Origin of the sequence: Vibrio clamense, assembly GCF_050337905.1 — a bacterium.
Lineage (GTDB): Bacteria > Pseudomonadota > Gammaproteobacteria > Enterobacterales > Vibrionaceae > Vibrio > Vibrio cortegadensis.
In genome coordinates this window covers 74841-93513 of sequence record NZ_JAKJTJ010000019.1, presented here as the reverse complement: position 1 = coordinate 93513, position 18673 = coordinate 74841, and the positions used below count along the sequence as shown (strand labels likewise).

Genomic DNA, 18673 nt, shown 5'->3' with positions numbered 1-18673 from the left:
ATTTTTACAATACTTGAACTAATGGTATTCAAAGCAAGACCTGACGCTAAGGTTACTGTTATCTACTGGTGAGTGATTGAATCTGAACTATTTCATAAAGATTTCATGATGACTCTCACATTGAGTGACCAAGCTCAGCATTTTGATGGTTGTTAGGCTAAAACTGTCGATATTGAGGTTGGGCACAAAGAAAAAGATTCATATCTACAATAGGTTAAGAAAGATAATTCTCAAGGAATGGAATAATGACAGATATCTATCAAGAAGGAACTGAGGAGTTACTCAAAAGGCAAACGCCCACATATCGACAGGCGTATAGTGATCGCACCGCTTGGTTAATGTCGTGTATGTCTGAACTTGCTTATAAACGCTTCAATGAGTTTATACCAGGAGTCAACCTCCAGCAATTTGTGGAAGATGAACTATCGAAACTCGTTTCCGACAACTCTTCAAATAAAGCAGCAAAGTTTATTTCTATGGTGCAAGGCTTAGCGTATGACCACGAGGAAGAGCTCAATGATCTCAATCAAGGCTTAGGGTACCTTCATGCAGAACTGATCAAGACATTTGATAAGAATGGGACACAAGCAATTCTGGTAAAAACTGAGCAGTTTTATGTTCTGTCATTTCGAGGGACAGAAGCCACGAGTATTCGAGATGTAAAATCAGATGCAAACGCTGTATTGACCAAATGCGAGACAAAGGGCTTTGTGCACTCTGGGTTCAAGCGAGCTTATGAACAAGTAGCGAACGATATCGCCCACGAACTGGATAAGCTTGAGGAGGGAATCAAACCATTGCTAATCACTGGTCACAGCTTAGGCGGGGCAATTGCCACAATCGCCGCTAAGAAACTGAAGTTCAAAAGTGGCATCGCCGCGTGTTATACGTTTGGTTCCCCCCGAGTAGGCGATCACGATTGGATATCAGAAATTAAGACGCCATTGCATCGAATTGTGAACGCTGCAGACTGCGTAACTATGCTTCCGCCAAACGGGGTAGCTGTTGGAGCGCTTTCCATGCTAGTCGCTTGGATACCAAATATTGGCCCGAGACTAAATGAATGGCTGTCATCTAAGTTTGGACGTTACATACACGCTGGCAATATGCGTTTCTTGTCAAACTGCAAGGCCGAGCCATATGAGCATGTTCAACTGCTTTATCATGTTTCACTTCTCTACCGCTTGAAAGCTCTGTGGGTAAAAGGTAGAGCTCCGAATAGCCTACTAAAAGATCACTCAATAAGTGTATATCGCAAGAAACTTAAGGTTGTTGCTGAGAAACGTAAAACTATTGATTAGTTGTGAAACGTATTTCTCGCAGTATTTAAAGTATCCAATATAAAAGGATTAGGCTCTATGAAGAGACTATTAACCATATTGCTTATTCTCGTAACGTTTACGGGCTGCACGACAAAGCTACCAGCTGAGGTTGTGACCTTGTCCAGTAGTATGGAAAAGCAGCTATTAAGCTTGCAAAAATCGCACGTTACGTTGGTTCAGACATATTTTCAAATGGTTCGGCAGCAACGCGAAGGTTGGATTCAAACAACGTGGCTCCAAGAGTATCTGAAAACCTTTATCAAGACTGGACAGCTTGAAGAAACAGTTAGAGGAGAGGTGGTATGGGATGACGTCAACAAACGGTTTGTTGCACCGAGAGCTCCTTATGAAGATGTTCAGAAGTTTGACACTCTGATGATTTGGACAGGGCAGGTTCAAAAGCAACTGGCAAAAAAAAGAGCAGAGTTGATCGACCCTCTTCATATTCAAGAACAAGAGTTACTAGCAAAAGTGAACGCAGCTTATGCTCAGCTAATTGCTAACAATGCAACTATCACCGCTCATCTCGTTAGTATTAAAGATGTTGAGGATGTTCAGACTCGATTGTTAAATAAGGCTGGGATAGATGGGCTAAACGAAGATATTACTAAAACGTTTAGCAATATCTCAGAAGAATCAAACAAGCTAAACCAAAAGCTGAATGAAGCTAATAAAAAGTTAGGGGACTGATATGGATGAATTGGGAAACCAAGCGGCAGCAAAGGCAAACCTCTCACTATCGAGAGAACAGGAACAGTTGTTAGTAAAAACTAGCATCGACCTCAGTGCTTTAATTCCCTTGGTCAGCGGCGAACAAGAACTATTGGAGCTTAGAAATTTGATTAAGGAATCAACAGCACGCAATGAGAACAACGCTCAGTTAGTTGCTAGGCTCAAGAGTACGACGCAAGTTAGTCAGGAAGTGATTGGCAAAGTAGTGAGTTTAATTAAGGGCACCATAGTTTAGCTGTTTGTAGTGGACTAGGTAATTTTGCTACCTGATTGGATAAAACAACTTATAAACAGTTAGTTATAAAAGTATCAGTATTTTCACAGCAACGTTTAAGATTTCAAGGTACTTTTTCTAAACTGGCGCAAGTTGTATAGAGCGATACCACTAACTCACCTTTGTCCAAAGATTTCTCAGGTTGAATTTTTATACATGGCACTTTCTAGCTCGAAAATACCCCTCTCCTTGTTAACAACAGTAAACCGCATCAACTTAATCCCAAGAGGTTTCAATAGATTTTCTAATGACAAACGTGAGTTGGCTTTGTTGCGTAATTCAATTGAGCTTAATCAGGAACTTACGATCTGATCGGCTACATCAGTTAATCATTGTAGCCTTATACCGAAGCCTCGTTACAAAACAACTAACTGGAAGCAGTACAACAAAGCCCTAATCAATCGTGGTTCACTCACTTTCTGGATTGATGAAGAAGCTATACGCGAATGGAAGCAAAGCAAACAGAACAAGCGCGGCAGGCCTCGTCAATTCAGCGACCTAGCCATTACTACCGCACTGTGATGGTAAAACGCGTTTTCTCTATGCCATTGAGAGCGCTGCAAGGTTTTCTTGACCCCGTATTTAAGCTGGCTAACATACCGCGTGTTTGTCCGCATTACACCTGTATAAGCCGTCGAGCTAAGGAAGTTGAGGTTTCATTTAAAACCAAAACCAGAGGCGTGATACAGCATCTGGCCATCGATGTCACTGGTCTCAAGGTTTATGGCGAAGGTGAATGGAAGGTCAAAAAGCATGGTACTGATGGGAAGCGCAGAGTCTGGCGTAAGCCACATTTAGCTGTAGGTACCAGCACCCACGAAATGGTCGCAGCAGAGCTGAGATTTATCTAACGTTACCGATGCCGAAGTGCTTCCCAACCTACTTAAGCAGACACGTCGTAAAATCATTGAGATATCAGGTGATGGTGCTTATGACACAAGACATTGCCATGATGCAATACGTATAAAGCGAGCGGTTCCGCTCATCCCGCCAAGGGAAGGAGCTGCCTTCTGGGAACAAGGACATCCTCGCAATATGGCGGTAGGTTACCAGGAGCTGTACGGCTCCAACAAGAAGTGGAAAAAGTAGTATGGTTATCATAAGCGCTCGCTCTCAGATACAGCGATGTATCGGGTAAAACAGTTGTGAGGTGGGAAACTAAGCCTAAGAAATTACAACGCTCAGGTTGGCGAGACTTACGCTATGATCAAAGCGTTGAACAAGCTTACAAGGCTTGGTATGCCTGAAACTCAGTGTATTGTTTAAGTATCAATCAACATGGGGCGGCCATGTCTTCTCACTTAATTAAGTAACAAAGCCTTGTCAGCCACAAAAAATAAGCAATGCATTACATAGTCTCAACAACCGCACGCCAAGCTTGTCGAAAATTACAAAACACCACATTGACTACATGTGAGTAACCCATAGGCTTACTCCCACCTAAAACCTTTCCATACAATAAGTTATGAAATACATATTAAGTTTCATTGCCTGTTTTTTTGCATGTACAGCCTCAGCGACCAGCTCAGAGAATTTACGGATAGCGACATACAATTCAAAATTCCTTTCTGCGTGTATGAACAAAACCAGAGTTATAAACTACGAAAAAGTAGTAGAGGCTCTGAAAGCGGATGTGGTGGCATTGCAAGAAGTACGTGACCGATTCGCAGTAGAGCGTTTCTTTTCTCCCGATAAATGGGATGTCATTATTGATGATGACAGCACCGACGACATGAACCTTGCCTATGCAATCCGCAAAGAGGTGCAATACAGGCTTACTTCAAGAAATCGCATAAATGCAGATGAAGTGAAAGATTTCGCCATTGATAAGAATAACCAAAACTTTGTCGATCAAAGACGAGTTTTGAAGTTGTACGTTACCTATAAAGGGCATGAGGTTTTATTACTCAACCACCACGCCAAATCAAGATACAACGGTCGCGCAATAACGGATGAACAACGTACGTTGTCAGCGCTGGCTCTGATCTCAGTTATTTCTAACTCTTCGACCCCATATGTTGCATTGCTCGGTGATTTTAACGACACACCTGATGACGCCTCACTCAACACACTAGAAAACGGACAGCTGACTGGCGCAGAAGCAGAAAACCGCGTTGGTGACTTTTTAGTAAACATGACAGAGCCATTACTCAAGGGGGCAACATGTTTCTTATGGCCTAAAAAGCACAGATACGGCAGCAACGATAATAAAAATGGTGGATACATCCGTAGAGAACTCCAGACAAACCAATCTCGACAACTATACGTCCGATACGCCAGTGTCTAAAGCGTTGTACGATCAGATGCTAATCACACCTTCTTTAGCTAGCCTGCTCCAAGGGGGCGTTAGCGCTAGAGTATTTGATGATTTATCTGGTGTAACCGGAAACAATGATACTCGTGCTTCTGACCATTTACTGGTTTTTCTAGATTTCAACATTACTGCCAAACCAAAGTGGCACCGATAAAGGTAACGAAACCATCACCATATTCAATCAAGGTAAAAACTTTAAAGGCCAAATCATCATCCAAGACCAATCCCTTAAAAGCGAAGCTATAGATCTTGATATTGGCGAAAACGAATACGTAACTCATACGATCAAATCAGGAGTAACACTTAATAACTCTGGTGACACGATTAGATTACTGAACCGATACGAATTCATTTTAGATGAAGTAAGTTATTCATCCAGCAAGGAACAAACATCAATACACTTTCAAGGACAAATATGAAAATAGTGAATAAAATCGGAGTCGCGGCTGTTATCTTTTCCAGCTACGCATTTGCCACAAGTGAATGGTCACCAGATCAGGTATATACCTCTGGTGATGTAGTTACATGGAAAGGTGATATATACATTTCCTCACAGTGGACGAAAGGCAGTGAACCAGTAGTCAATAATATTAGCTGGGACGGCTGGGTATTCGTAGATACTCCAGAAATTCAGGATTGGGAGCCGAACAAGGTCTACCAAGGGGGGGGTATTGTTCGACAAAATGCCGATCATTACATTGCGAAATGGTGGTCTAAAGATGATATACCTTCCAACTCATCTGCATGGCGTAAACTGTCTGACTTCAATGTGAACCCACCGACACCTCCAGCGAGCCCTGTTCTTGGAAAGGATGAGGACAACAATGGCATTCGTGATGATTATGAACTGGCTGTGAGTTCCATGTATCCAATGAACAAACAGAAATATACACAAATTGCTATCGCTGCAAGCTATGTATGGAAAAAACAAACTGAGGTTGCTTTAGACAGCAGTATCATTATGTCCCCAGAGTCTGCCGCCTTAGCATATAACGAAGAATTAGCATTGGATCGCTGCTTTGTTAAGCTCAGAAGCGAAGACCCTGACTATGTTGCTCCACATTTGGCCTACTACAACAACCTTGAAAGAGCGTTGATGTCACGCATTGGGCATGAGCGTATCGCAAAAATGATAGGGGACAACACCGAATTAATTCAAATACCTACCGAACCATGCGTTGGGTATAGCAAGGAGGTGAGCTAATGAAAGTATGGACAAAGGCACTTCTATCTATTTTTGCAACAGGTTTATATAACTCTACAGCGATGGCTGATAGTTATTGTGTTCAAAATGTAGACAAACTTCAGCTATTCTACGTGAATGGAATGTTTACAAAGCATTCAGATTACACATCAAACAAGAATGCACTCAACCAATTTCAAGATAACTATTTGTATATGTTCCCAAAAGCTGAAGAGGTTAAAGGGGTCCATAATTTTGATGAAGCATTCTTTAAACAGATTTATGAGGTAGGACTACATAAACTAGAAGACTTAGACGAGAACGATCCAAAGCGAAAGCTTCTAGTATTATTTATTGCGGGTGAACTAAATAAGGCTTCTAAGTACACATTAGGATTCTTAAATGAGTTCATGGAGTTAATCATGGAAGAAAATATTTATGGGATAACTAATGAAACGAATTACGCAAATATGCGAGTTGTATTGAACTCTCTTCTATCAAAATGTAACCGAACTATTTTAGTTACGCATTCCCAAGGGAATTTCTATGGAAACAGCCTGTACTCGGATATCATGGGCACTTACCAATATTATGATGGCTCAACACTTAGTGATTACCCAATGCTTGGTTACATTGGCATTGCAAATCCTAGCTTGAGTGTCGGCGGCGTATTTGGACAACAAAGCCCTTCGATAGCAAAAACGTTCACCAACGAAAATGACCTCATTATGAGTGGCGTACGGAAGCTGTTTGGTGCAATTCCAGCAAATCCAATTAATGGAAGTACATTACATGATTTCTCAGCACACAGTCTGCAACACTCGTACTTAGAAAGTCAGGTTGTACGAGACATTATTGCTGAAATGATGGAAAGTATTACAAAAAACCTGACGCCATATCCGATGTCCGAACAAAACCCTTCTAGTTCCTCAGCGATTAGCCACATGGGTTACTCAAAAATAAGCAATATCCTAGACATCAAATTTAAGTATGGTGGTACTTATCGGTACTTTGATGTTCCTGCTGGTGTTTGGGAAAAATTCTACTATTCAACCAGCCATGGCACATACTTTAATCAGTACATAAAAGATAAGTTCTCCTATGAGAAAATTGAGCCTTAAGATTAATCAGGCTGCTCATCACGAGCAGCCTCTCTCAAAAACTGGCACGCAGACAGCCTCTATAAGATTACCGTCAATAGCCACAATGCCACTATGCATGCTGCTTCTTACAGGGTGTGGGGAAGTCAAGGAACTACACGCCTGCTTTACGCCAATACAAACCAGCGTTGAAGAGATGTTTTTAGATGGCACGGTTCGGGTTACTCCTACATGGAGCTCAAATCATGAAGAAAAGCAATTGCGAGATAGTGGTGTTAAAGGTTATCTAAGTATCTACGCGGATTATAAGCCTATTTCCCGTAGTTCAGCTCTTTACCTTAATGGCTCCGTATTTAAGTTCACTCCAGGTGTCGTAGAACGATATCTGGGAGGAAGTATGCCAAGAGTCCTGTATCGAGCCCGTATAAAAGCCGACCATTACGTTATTCCTGAACATGAATTTAAAACTGGCGCGATACCACCATTAGTGAACTGTAATTAAAATCAATCTGCGAATCTGAGGAACTAAACCTTACAAAATATGCATAGCACTTGCTCGATTTATAGTATGCGCCCCATGAACCCACGGGGCGATCTTGCTAATGTTTGAAGTTCCAAGGTAGGAGTGCATCGATATCTGGCTCTGCTTTCGCCAGCTCTTTCATGCACTTGACCATGTAATCATATAAGATAAGGCCATTTGCTTTGGTAGTTTCGACGATGCTGTAAAGCATCGCGCTCGCGTCAACGCCACTTGTGGTGGTCGAGAACAGCCAGTTATTCCTGCCAATAGCCAGCGGTTTAATTGCGCGTTCAGCACGATTATTATCGATAGATAAGTGACCATCGTCGATGTAACGAATCAGCTTCGGCCATTGCCCAAGCGTATATTTAATCGGTTTACCTAATGGACTAGAGCTTATCACTTGCTGGGTCGTCATCCACTCGTACAGCTCATCCAGTATCGGCTTGGCGTGTATCTTACGTTCTGCTTTTCGTGTTTCGACAGACGCACCTTTTAAGCGTGATTCTAGCCCATAGAGCTTCTGGATTTTGGCCAACGCTTTATCCGCTTTGCCTTTTACTTGAAGCTTCTTAGCCTCCATGAACTTACGCCGTGAATACGCCAAGCAGCCAACATTAGTCACCTGGTGAAGCCCATCATAGACCATAGCCATCCGTTTGAAGATAACCACTATAGTCTCCCAAGAAGGCAACAGGGCAGGCTCTCGCACGACTGTTTTGATAGTCGTACAAGGCGATATTTTTTACATTAGGGAGTGCGGCATCTGGCGAGTCTGCGCCCGAGCAGTAGAGCCACATGTAACAATGCTTATATTCCTTGAGCACATTGAGCGGCGTTTCATCTGCCTGAACCACCACTTGTTGAAGTAAGTGCTCTTTTAGGGCTGCACAGAGTGGTTTGAACTTCTCACTGACTTGGGTAACCCACCTTGGCATAGAACGTTGAGGGATTGAGTTCATTGAGCTTACAAAACGCGAGTGTCGACAATGAACTCGATTCAGATTGTTCGATAAGCGTTTCCCATTTCAAATATCCTCATGGTTGGATACTTGATCTTATTATGCGTGATAGGCGGTTAGAATGCGGGGTTTATGACGCGCTTACGAAGTATCCACCTGATTTCGCAAAGGAGTCCAGTTGTGGTAGATAAGAGAGTTTAGCCAGCACCATGGTTGCAATACTAAAAGTAATCCGAAAGGCTAGAGTGTGCTAAGAATCGTAACACGGAAATGTCCAAAATATTGCTAGAAAAAGAGCAAACCATATTGCCCTCGACAACAAAAACACCTTTAGTTCATTTAGTGGAACAAAAATTATGTGTTGAGTGCGCTTCATCTTCTCCAGTCATCTAACTCAGTTGCTCTACAGGCTTACTACCAGTAAGGTGTCAGCATCAATGACAAAAGGAACCTTGCCATGCCAACGGATAAAACAGATCTTGCCTCAAGTGGGGGTAACTCAAATACCGATTCTTCTGTACAGATCCACTTTGATAATAGCTACTTCAATGAGCTGTCTGGTTTTTATCAATCTCAAGATGCTGAACTTGCGCCATCCCCTTCACTGATTAAATTTAATTATGCGCTTGCTCATTCGTTAAATATCGATGTTCAATTGGCCACTGATGAGCAATTAGCGACTATATTTTCTGGCAATCAGAAACTCGAAGGAGCTGCGCCTTTAGCTCAAGCCTATGCTGGTCACCAATTTGGTCATTATAACCCTCAACTAGGTGATGGCCGTGCTTTGCTGCTTGGTGAGGTGATTGATCGTGAAGGTAAAAGACGCGATATACAGTTAAAAGGTTCAGGGCGAACACCATTCTCGCGTTCTGGTGATGGCAAAGCGGCTCTTGGTCCTGTATTACGCGAGTATCTTATGTCTGAAGCTATGCATGCGTTAAATATTCCGACAACACGCGCTCTTGCTGCGGTGATCACAGGGGAACAGATATGGCGAAATCAGGCCGCAATTGGGACGATTGTCACTCGTACAGCATCAAGTCATATCCGGGTTGGTACTTTCCAATATTTTGCAGCTAACGGAGAGCAAGACAAAGTTAAGCAGCTAGCCGATTACGTTATTGATCGCCACTACCCACAGGCAAAGAAGACGGATTCCCCGTATTTAACTTTACTCACACTTATCTGTGAACAACAAGCCAAACTTGTTTCTAAATGGCAGTTAGTTGGTTTTATTCATGGTGTCATGAATACCGATAATACGACAATTTCGGGCGAAACTATTGACTATGGGCCGTGTGCATTTATGGACAGTTATGACCCCAATACGGTATTTAGCTCTATAGATTCGCAAGGTCGATATGCTTACGCTAATCAACCTCATATTGCGCAGTGGAATCTTGCTCGTCTCGCTGAAACTCTGCTTCCACTTATCTCTGACGATGAAGAAGAGTCGGTCGAACTCGCCACTAACGCATTGCAGCACTATATGGCCTGTTATCAGGAATTATGGTTGGTGGGAATGCGCGCTAAACTGGGGTTGAAAGATCAAGAAGAGGGCGATCTTGAGCTTGTTCAAGAGTTACTAAGTTTACTCAATGAGCAAGATGTCGATTTCACACAGTTTTTCCGTTCTTTGTCGCAAGTGGTAGGTGGTGAGAAAAACGAAACCGAGAAACTAATTAAGCAAACTGAAGAATGGACTGCTTGGAACAAAAAATGGCACCAGCGACTAGATAGAAATCCGATCTCACCTGCCGAGAGAACAGATCTAATGGACAGTCATAACCCTGTTTATATTCCAAGAAACCATAAGATAGAAGAGGCGATTCTTGCGGCAGAACAAAATAATGATTTTCGGCCTTTTGAACGTCTACTCAAGGTACTAGAGAATCCATTTAAAGTTCAGCCAGGTTGTGAAGAGTTCGCACAACCCGCACCAAGTGATTTCGGGCCTTATAGAACCTTCTGCGGAACATAGGTGTTTAAATCAAGGGATTTGTTTTCGTTTGAATCGAATTAGATATAAATAAAAAGCGCAAAGTGGTGATTTACTTTACGCTTTTTGTTTTGAAGAACAGTAAGTCTTAGCTTTAGTCTTTAATCAAAGATAACCCACTTGGAAGCGCATCACCAAAGACGCGTTTCGATTCACTTTCCGATAACTCTTTTACGGTATCAACCAGTTCAATCCAAGAATCAGGCACTTTACTGGATTTGAGTTTGGTTAATACTTGATCACGATAATCGTCCGAAATATCGAATAAGCGATCGCCTGTTTTGCGACAAATCATTACCGTTGCAAAAGCCACCATCGGTTCTTTATTCCAGTTTTGATCGAGTAATTTCTGTAGCCATTGCTCAGCCTGTTCACGAGGAATAACGTTATGCTGACTGCCATAAAGTGGCGTTCGAGAAGCAAGACGACCTAATGCCCACCAATGCGCTTGAGGGTATTGTGGCTGATTGATCGCTTTACTTAAAAACCATGTCGAAAGTAGTACTTTATCTTCAACTTCCAGATGCTCAAGCGAGGCGGCTAAGCGCACCATCGCTTCATATCCTTTATCTTGAGCGGCTTTGGCTGATGCTGGGTTTTTCATTGCTCCGGGGTGAAGGTATTTGGCAATATCGGCAAGGATAGTTTCTTGCTGTTCTTGGTTTAAGCCTCCCGCAATTCGACGCCAAAATACCCACCAATCGCTCCAGCCTTGGTGATTTTCAAATTGAATGTTTTGCTGATAAAGCATCCAAACTTGCTCAATACGCCATGCATCGGTTGGATCACCAAAACCCGGACGCAGAGAGTAACCTGCGAGTCTTAACCAGTTTTTTTCATGCTGCTCTGAACGACGACGGCGCTTACGACCTTGCGAGAAAGTATCGAACAATTGACGTAAGGTGACAAAATCCCACTCTTCACGTTTACCTAAGCGTTTTTCTAACTCTTTAGCGAGCGTTTTGATCTCTTTCGAATCGGCACTTTTTTTGTTGCCACTGTATAAACGTGAGATCAGCTCTTTGCACTCTGGGAGGCGAGGGTGTAAATCTTGTTTCTGCTGTTCATCACTCTGTTTATTTCGAACTTCAAATTCAAGGTTCCAGCGTTTGCTCTCATCTTCGCAGCTTACGCATTCCATTTTCAAAGTGCCGACTTCGGTGAGTTGAAACGCAAGTTGCACTTCCACTCGATCTTTTTGGTTGGCGTGAAGATCGACAGCATCGCCTTCAAGGGTCGAGATATAAGGTGGCAGCGGCGTAAACAGGTCAGCGTCGACTTTAACCACTGCTCCATTTTTCACTATACCTTGCTCCGCTGAAAGAACATCGTGCGTGGATGTGAGCAAATTAAATTTAACGGGTTCTCCAAGAGTCAGAGAGAAACGACGGCCTGAAAGTCGAATTTCATGTCCCTCTTCGGTTCCTTTTGCAAGAAGGCAAAGTGCATTGCCCATCTTGTTTTTCTCTTGAAGATGCAGGAAGTAAGAGCGCGCAGCGCCACCACCAATTTTAAGTTGAGCACCACGTCGAGCTTTACCAAACGCAACCGCGCCCAGTGCCACAGACCAGTCTGGATGTGGATTATCCAAAACCGTTACGGGTTCGCCTCGCCAACTTTCTAGTAACTGAGTAATCCGAGAGGTAACCAGTTCACTGTTGAACACACCACCATTAAGTAATAGGCCAACAGGTATCGCAGCCTTGTCTTGATTCTCAGAGATTGAATCGAGTGAGGCTAGTGCTGCTTGAGAGACTTGCTGGTGCTGAGTTAAGAATTCAGCCACATGTTTACTCACCGCAGGATCGGCCACATAAGGGAGGCCGAACTCTACAACGGCGCTGCGGCGTTTATCCGGCACTTGGTCAAAATCAGTGAGAGGGAAGAATCCATCTAGTGCTATTTGGTGCACTTCCTGCTTCGTTAGACTGACACTTTTTGTGCCACCTAATAGTTTCGAACCACTGCCGAGCATGGTGATTTTAACTTCGTCAGGTGCACCTGTAGAGAGTAAACCTTCTTTGGCTTTACGTGTCTGCTGAATCAGTTTTGTTAAGCTCGATGCATTGAGTTTCTTGCTTTGATTGAAACGCTGTTCAGCAAGGTGAGCCAAGGCTAAATCAAGGTTGTCACCACCAAGCATTAAGTGTTCGCCAACACCAATTCGGTCAAGCCCTAGTTCATCGTCTGAGAATTTGGCTTCGATTAAACTCAAGTCGGTCGTACCGCCACCTACGTCACAGACAAGAATCAATGGCAATTGAGCGAGCTCTTGTGTCGCACTTGTTTGGTGCCTTGCATACCAGTCATAACAAACGGCTTGAGGCTCTTCAAGAAGCACGATTTTGCTTAAACCTGCGATGTTTGCCGCTTCTAACGTTAATTTACGAGCGGTTTCATCAAATGAAGCCGGAACAGTAACGACAACGTCTTGATCCTCAAGTGTGTTACTTGGATTGCGATAGTTCCACGCTTGGCGAATGTGATTAAGGTAACTGGCACTCGCAATAACAGGGGAGACTTTATCGACGTCTGCCGCGCCTGCCCAGGGTAAAATTTCAGAACGACGATCAACCGCTTGATGAGAAAGCCAACTCTTGGCACTTGATACTTGGCGGCCTTCGACTTTTGCGCCCAGTTCTCTTGCCCATTCGCCAACAATAGCGTTACTGATATCACCTGAAACTGGACAATGTTCCCAAGGAAGAGTTAAGTCCGATGCTGAAATTTGACCTTGCGCGGGATGATAGCGAAACGAAGGTAATAATGGTTTTCTTACGACTTCTCCCGGGCCGACAAGTTGGTCGATGTCGAAAAGAGAAACAGGGGAGTGCTGTAGATCATCGGTGATTTCACAAAATGCGACAACGGTGTTGGTTGTACCTAAATCGATTCCGACAAGAAAACGAGGAGATGCCATGAAGAACCTCTCTGATAATGAGCGAGATATACGCTCATGAAACTTAGATGAATGTAAAGTATATCAATTTAAGAGCGAATTAAATGAGATACTTAGAAAAACGGCACCCATAAGGATGCCGAATTTTTATGAATAGTCGATGTTATTCGCTTTGGTTTTGGCTTTCGCTATTTTGCGTAAGCGCTTCGCCTGACGCTTCATCGCGTACATCAAATTCAACGTGCCATTTCTGGCCATTATCCGCTGCAATCGCTTCTAAGTACAAAGTGCCTAGCTCGGTTACACGAGACGCTAAGGTAACAGGAACCACTTCGCCAATGTTACGCCCTTCAGATACAGGTAGCGTCACTTGAATTTCAGGTAACTCTTCCAGCTCTTCTGGCTGCCAGAAATCAAGATGAGTGCCAGCTTCGTCTTCACGGCGAGTCGTTGAACCGAAGAATTGGAAGTGAACAGGCTCGCCAATAACGAGACCGAACTGCTGGCTAGGAACTTGAACGCTTGAGCCCTCTTCCATACCAAATGGAGCAACACAAAGTGCTTCCATTGGTGGTGCCATTCCCGGAATTGCAGGCATCGCGCTTTCAATACCAACATAGTAACTAGACGCGATACCACCACGGATACGAACACCTTGGCCTCGGCGAACAGAACCATAGTAAGAGGCACCACTTGCAACGGCAAGATCCAGATCTAGACCAGAAAGCTGTTTAGCCATTTCTGTATCTGCATAAATTAACCATTCATTAATGGTGTCTGATAGGCGAGTTGCTAGCAGTTTTGATTTCAGAACACCGCCGTTAAATAGCATAGCAGTTGGCTTGATGAAATCGACACTTGCTGGTTCTGCTTCCGGCATGCCTGGCATATTCGCAAACGGGTTGAACTCTTGAGCAGGAGCAGAGCCTGAATCTTGAGCATTCGCTTGTTTAGATAAGAACGCAGCGATGTGGCGTGTAATACCTGCATCTTGAGCGTAAGGCAAACCCATTTGAGTCAGTGCGCCACGCGCTTTTTGTACTGGGTGATCCGCAATACCGACTTGTGGGAAGAAACCATCGACGAGCGTTTGTTGTACTTCTTCTTGTGTCAGTTCTGTCTTCAGTGTTGCTCCTAATAATTTAGAGCCACGGCTTGGGACTACAATCGGCACCGCTTGAAGTTCTGAGTCATTTAACAGTGCTTCTTTTGCATCACGGCATGCGTGAGTCATCGCTTGAACTTGCCAAGGTTGTAACTGCTTGCCATCTTGAGCCAGTTTCATTTTTAAGCGGTAAGCGAGAGCTAAATCCATATTATCGCCGCCAAGTAGGATGTGTTCACCTACAGCGATTCGATTCAGGTTTAAATTACCATCTTCTTCTGTCACAGCAACCAATGAAAGGTCAGTCGTACCACCACCTACATCGACGACTAATACGATGTCACCAACGTTGACTTCATCGCGCCATGTGTCATTGCTGTTGTCGATCCAGCTATAAAGAGCAGCTTGAGGCTCTTCTAATAGTGTTAAATGTTCAAAGCCTACGTTACGAGCCGCTTCAGCCGTTAAATCACGAGCGGCTGGATCAAATGATGCTGGAACCGTAATCGTTACATCTTGTTCAGAAAGCGGGGCATTTGGATTCGCGTGATCCCAAGCTTGCTTAAGATGATCGAGATATAATTCTGTTGTTTTTAGTGGTGATACTTTGCTGACTTCTTCAGGGCTACCTTGTGGTAGGAAGCTGTCGCGGCGATTGACACCGCTATGGCATAACCAAGATTTCGCACTTGCAACCAGACGAATTGGCGTTTTGCTGCCAAGATTACGCGCAATAGCACCGACTAATGCTTTCGGCTCATGAGTCCATGGTAGGGTACGAGAACCTTCGCCCATCTCATGCTCATGAGGTTGATACAAAAATGAACCAAGTTGGCTGCGATTTTCAACGGTGCCTGGTGCGGTCAGTTGTGGAATCTCCATCACTTGAACGCGAGCATCTTCATCGTTGATGTCAAGGTAAGACAGTACGCAGTGTGTCGTACCTAAATCGATACCAACACTAAACTTAGCTTGAGCCTCAGGTTGAGAGTGTTCCATTACAGTTCAACCTCCGCAGGAGCAATGATAGAAGCGTCGTAGTTTGCTGATAGTTTAGGTAAGTTAATTGCCTCAGCTTTCCAGCCTTTATGTACAAGAGTACCGTTGAATGGCGCATTACCTGTAACATTGCCTGTTAAACGAACTTCTTGAGGGTTAAAGCCTTCAGCGACAGTGATGCGAGTCTCTTCATCTTCAGTGCGAATGTGAGATAGCTCAACATACTCTTTCAATACTTTTTGACCGCCGGAGTGGATAACGCGCGCTGCAGCGCCAACTTGTTCATCTGCAAATGAAGTCAGGTCTTCGTTTAGGAAATCGATCAGACGCGCTTCTTGCTGCATAATTGACAGAAGTTGCAAAGCTGAGTCAGTTGAAGCCGTTGCCAGCTTTGATTCAACTTCGATCACTTTCTCTACTACTTTTTCAACTTCGATGATTTTTTCAATCTCGACAATTTTCTCTACTACTTTTTCAACTTCGATAATTTTTTCGACTGGTTTCTCAACTATTTTTTCTATCTCTTTTGATTTGCGAGATACAGCAATGAGAAGCAGTAGTACGCTTGAAGCCAACAGGCCCGCATGTAGCATGTCAAACGTAGTTGGAATTAGGTTTAAATCGACAATCATGGTGAATTCTCTTTGGATTGATTCAATATCACGTTGAGTGTTGGTTATACTCAACGTTTGGCATAAAGGCATTTAAATCGACGGTAATATACCGAAGGCTCGCTCAAAAATGGCTTATTTTTTGCCATGCATAGCCAAAAAATAGGGGCTGAGTCTAGCATATTCAAGGGCTAAGGTTAGAAGAAATGGCCATTTACACTTATTGATTAAGCTTGTTGGGTTAAAAAGACAACAAATGTGGGTCTTTGAAGCATTCCCATATATAATGACAGTTATATAAATAGAATAATTTTAAGAATAACAACTCAGTTTTTTACTATAAATAGTTTGTAGTTAATTTTTTGCCTATTTTGGGTGGTGAAATGAGCAGTCGGAACAACATATTTTCTTTATCTAAACTTTCATCTAGCACGATTGTTTTTATTCTCGCGATGAGTGTAACTTTGGTGTGTGTATTTGTAAGTTATAAAGCGCAGACATTTTACCGTCTAGCGTCGTTCAATGATGCAGCAGAAAGGCATGTGCAGTCTCTACAGTTCGTTGTAAAAAATGATATTCAACACATTGCAGCAAGTGCAATATTTTTCAGTGCTAATGATAGAAGTGATTGGGATAAATTTTCGATCTTTGCCAAACATACCATTGCAAACTCTGAAAGCCTTATTGGTTTGCAATGGATGGAAAAAGTGGAAGTTGACGATATTGAAAAGCATGTTGATCGTGTTGGGAAGACATTTCCTGGGTTTGGTATCTACACAATACCTAAGGATGGCGATGTCACTCATGGTTATATTTTGGAGGACAACGCTCCAATCTATGTTGCAACTGATATCTACCCAAGAACAAGAGAAAACGCACGTTTACTTGGTTTCTATCCTTCTCGTAAACGCTTTGAGCTGATTTTAGATGGAATCAGTCAAGCGGGTGAGCCAAACATCTCAGATAAAGTAAGATTAATACAAGATAGTTTTGATAAGTCAGCGCCTAAAAATGGCATGTTGGTCTATTTTCCTGTTTTCGAAATTGGGACATTTGATTTATTGGGCGTCGTGATTGGAGTCATTAGAACGACACCGTATTTTGAACACCTTGTCCATCGTATTGATTCTGATAACGGGTTGAAAATACGTGTCACTGATGTCGGTTTTGAGTCTGAAGATGCGCCAATTATGTACGAAAGTAAGAGTTGGGATCCGGCTGAAGACAATGTGATCCGCAAATCAATTCCTCTTTATAACCGTGAATGGGTTGTTGAGTTCCAACTTCCAAGCAAAATTACCATTAGCGATGCCGTTGTCCTAGTGGGTATATTTTTTGGTGGCTTAACGATCTCGTTGCTTTTAGCTCATATTGGTAGCCTACAATCGAGAGAAAGAGAGCGTCTCTCAATGATGTTAAAAGAGCGAACGAAAGAGCTTCAGTTCCTTGTTGAGCATGACAGTTTAACCGGCTTGCTCAATCGTCGTGCGTTCAATCGATACATTAAGAAAATGCTGAAACGTAAAGAGTCTTTCAGTTTGGTCAGTTTTGATATCGATCATTTCAAATCTATTAATGATCAACATGGGCATGTGTGTGGTGATGAGATGTTGATACATGTTTCAGATACGGTGACATCAGAACTGCATTCTGGAGATTGTTTCTATCGTGTTGGAGGTGATGAATTTAGCATTATTTGCCAGTTGACGGATGAGAAAGAACTCAAGAATTATCTAGATAGCATAAGGCGAGCGGTGGAGTCGAGTGTGTTGTATTTTCCTGGTATTGAGATTTCATGCACGATCAGCATTGGCGCTGCGCGATATGCCGGTGAAGGTTTAGAAGATATTTTACACAAAGCCGATCGTCAGCTTTACCATAGCAAAGAAAATGGCCGAAATTGTATCTCAGTTGCAGCCTAATTGAGCACTTAACTCGCATGAGGTCGAAGTTTACATTTGGCTCAGGTACAATCCGTCTTCGATGAAAGTAACGTAATTCCGAGACGCAGTAGAAAGGCCAATTATGAATCATAACCGACTTGTTTGTTTTGACTTAGAGATGTGTTGCTGGAGCAACGATGGTGTCGGAACGACGGGCGAAATTATCGAAATTGGCTTAGCTGAAATCGACATTGCGACAGGTAAAATAGTAAAACGCGCGCAGTATTACGTGAAACCTGAAAAGGATGAAATCTCACTGTTTTGTGCGGAGTTAACTGGAATTACACCACGTAAGATTGAGAAACAAGGACGCCCACTGGTTGACGTTTTAAAATCTATGTTGAAGAATTTCGGTGGCCCAAATAAAATTTACGCATCATGGGGAAGAGATGATCAAATCCTTTTCAATGAGTGCAAAGACAAAGGGTTAGATGCTCCATTTAGTGAGTTTATTAACCTTGCGACCTTGTATCGAATGCAAAATCGTTTGAAAGAGAAGCGAATTGGACATAGAGCCGCGCAAGAAGCGAAAGATATTGAATGGGAAGGTCGCCAACATTCAGGTTATGTTGATGCGTATAACTTGGCAAAATTAGCGTTAACGATGTTTTAGCTAAAATCCTCTCTTTGACTATGTTGAATGACGTTATCCAACCTACAATATGAGCCTTTTCCGCTGTAGGTTGGTATGATTTTCTATTGTG

At 42.9% G+C, this 18673-nt stretch carries 13 protein-coding genes and 3 pseudogenes; 11 read left to right on the top strand and 5 right to left on the bottom strand.

Annotated features, from left to right (window positions below):
* Nucleotides 1-245: 245 nt before the first annotated feature.
* From L4C39_RS03270 to L4C39_RS03235, 8 genes and pseudogenes are all read left to right on the top strand, one after another.
* A complete protein-coding gene (locus L4C39_RS03270; protein ID WP_429744409.1) occupies nucleotides 246-1301 on the top strand; it encodes a lipase family protein in 1056 nt (351 codons plus the stop codon).
* A gap of 57 nt (nucleotides 1302-1358) precedes the next feature.
* Nucleotides 1359-2012: a hypothetical protein gene (locus tag L4C39_RS03265; RefSeq protein ID WP_429744407.1), complete on the top strand. Its 654-nt coding sequence runs from the start codon at nucleotides 1359-1361 to the stop codon at nucleotides 2010-2012.
* A 1-nt stretch (nucleotide 2013) separates the two neighbouring features.
* Entirely contained in the window at nucleotides 2014-2289 is a 276-nt protein-coding gene (locus L4C39_RS03260) for a hypothetical protein (RefSeq protein WP_429744405.1), read from the top strand.
* A 381-nt stretch (nucleotides 2290-2670) separates the two neighbouring features.
* Nucleotides 2671-3594 (top strand): annotated as a pseudogene (locus tag L4C39_RS03255) (IS5 family transposase).
* A gap of 310 nt (nucleotides 3595-3904) precedes the next feature.
* A complete protein-coding gene (locus L4C39_RS03250; protein ID WP_429744403.1) occupies nucleotides 3905-4615 on the top strand; it encodes an endonuclease/exonuclease/phosphatase family protein in 711 nt (236 codons plus the stop codon).
* A gap of 442 nt (nucleotides 4616-5057) precedes the next feature.
* A complete protein-coding gene (locus tag L4C39_RS03245; protein WP_429744401.1) occupies nucleotides 5058-5846 on the top strand; it encodes a hypothetical protein in 789 nt (262 codons plus the stop codon).
* Nucleotides 5846-6946 carry a KTSC domain-containing protein gene (locus L4C39_RS03240; RefSeq protein ID WP_429744399.1) on the top strand — a complete coding sequence of 367 codons (1101 nt, stop codon included), beginning with the start codon at nucleotides 5846-5848 and terminating at the stop codon, nucleotides 6944-6946. Before L4C39_RS03245 ends, L4C39_RS03240 begins: the two co-directional genes overlap by 1 nt.
* Nucleotides 6927-7427, top strand: a complete 501-nt coding sequence (locus L4C39_RS03235; RefSeq protein WP_429744397.1) for a hypothetical protein — start codon at nucleotides 6927-6929, stop codon at nucleotides 7425-7427. Before L4C39_RS03240 ends, L4C39_RS03235 begins: the two co-directional genes overlap by 20 nt.
* A gap of 97 nt (nucleotides 7428-7524) precedes the next feature.
* Here L4C39_RS03235 and tnpC read toward each other — a convergent pair.
* Nucleotides 7525-8386, bottom strand: a pseudogene (gene tnpC / locus L4C39_RS03230) (IS66 family transposase); the annotation flags it as partial.
* Nucleotides 8379-8480, bottom strand: a pseudogene (gene tnpA, locus L4C39_RS03225) (IS66 family insertion sequence element accessory protein TnpA); the annotation flags it as partial. The pseudogenes tnpA and tnpC, both read right to left, overlap by 8 nt.
* A gap of 387 nt (nucleotides 8481-8867) precedes the next feature.
* Here tnpA and L4C39_RS03220 point away from each other — a divergent pair.
* Nucleotides 8868-10394, top strand: coding sequence for a protein adenylyltransferase SelO (locus L4C39_RS03220; protein ID WP_429744395.1), 1527 nt, complete (start codon nucleotides 8868-8870; stop codon nucleotides 10392-10394).
* 112 nt (nucleotides 10395-10506) lie between these two features.
* Here L4C39_RS03220 and L4C39_RS03215 read toward each other — a convergent pair whose 3' ends face one another.
* The 3 genes from L4C39_RS03215 to L4C39_RS03205 all read right to left on the bottom strand — a co-directional run bounded on the left by L4C39_RS03215 (nucleotide 10507) and on the right by L4C39_RS03205 (nucleotide 16047).
* Nucleotides 10507-13332 carry an Hsp70 family protein gene (locus tag L4C39_RS03215; protein WP_429744393.1) on the bottom strand — a complete coding sequence of 942 codons (2826 nt, stop codon included), beginning with the start codon at nucleotides 13330-13332 and terminating at the stop codon, nucleotides 10507-10509.
* 142 nt (nucleotides 13333-13474) lie between these two features.
* Entirely contained in the window at nucleotides 13475-15415 is a 1941-nt protein-coding gene (locus L4C39_RS03210) for an Hsp70 family protein (RefSeq protein ID WP_429744391.1), read from the bottom strand.
* Nucleotides 15415-16047 (bottom strand): DUF2760 domain-containing protein, encoded by a 633-nt coding sequence (locus L4C39_RS03205; RefSeq protein WP_429744389.1) that lies wholly within the window; start codon nucleotides 16045-16047, stop codon nucleotides 15415-15417. The genes L4C39_RS03210 and L4C39_RS03205 overlap by 1 nt, the downstream gene beginning before the upstream one ends.
* Before the next feature lie 362 nt (nucleotides 16048-16409).
* Between L4C39_RS03205 and L4C39_RS03200 the strand changes: the two genes are divergently transcribed.
* Together L4C39_RS03200 and L4C39_RS03195 are read left to right on the top strand one after the other, a co-directional pair.
* Nucleotides 16410-17948, top strand: a complete 1539-nt coding sequence (locus L4C39_RS03200) for a sensor domain-containing diguanylate cyclase (RefSeq protein ID WP_429744387.1) — start codon at nucleotides 16410-16412, stop codon at nucleotides 17946-17948.
* Between the two features lie 103 nt (nucleotides 17949-18051).
* Nucleotides 18052-18582: a 3'-5' exonuclease gene (locus tag L4C39_RS03195; RefSeq protein ID WP_017052752.1), complete on the top strand. Its 531-nt coding sequence runs from the start codon at nucleotides 18052-18054 to the stop codon at nucleotides 18580-18582.
* The last annotated feature ends 91 nt before the right edge of the window (nucleotides 18583-18673 follow it).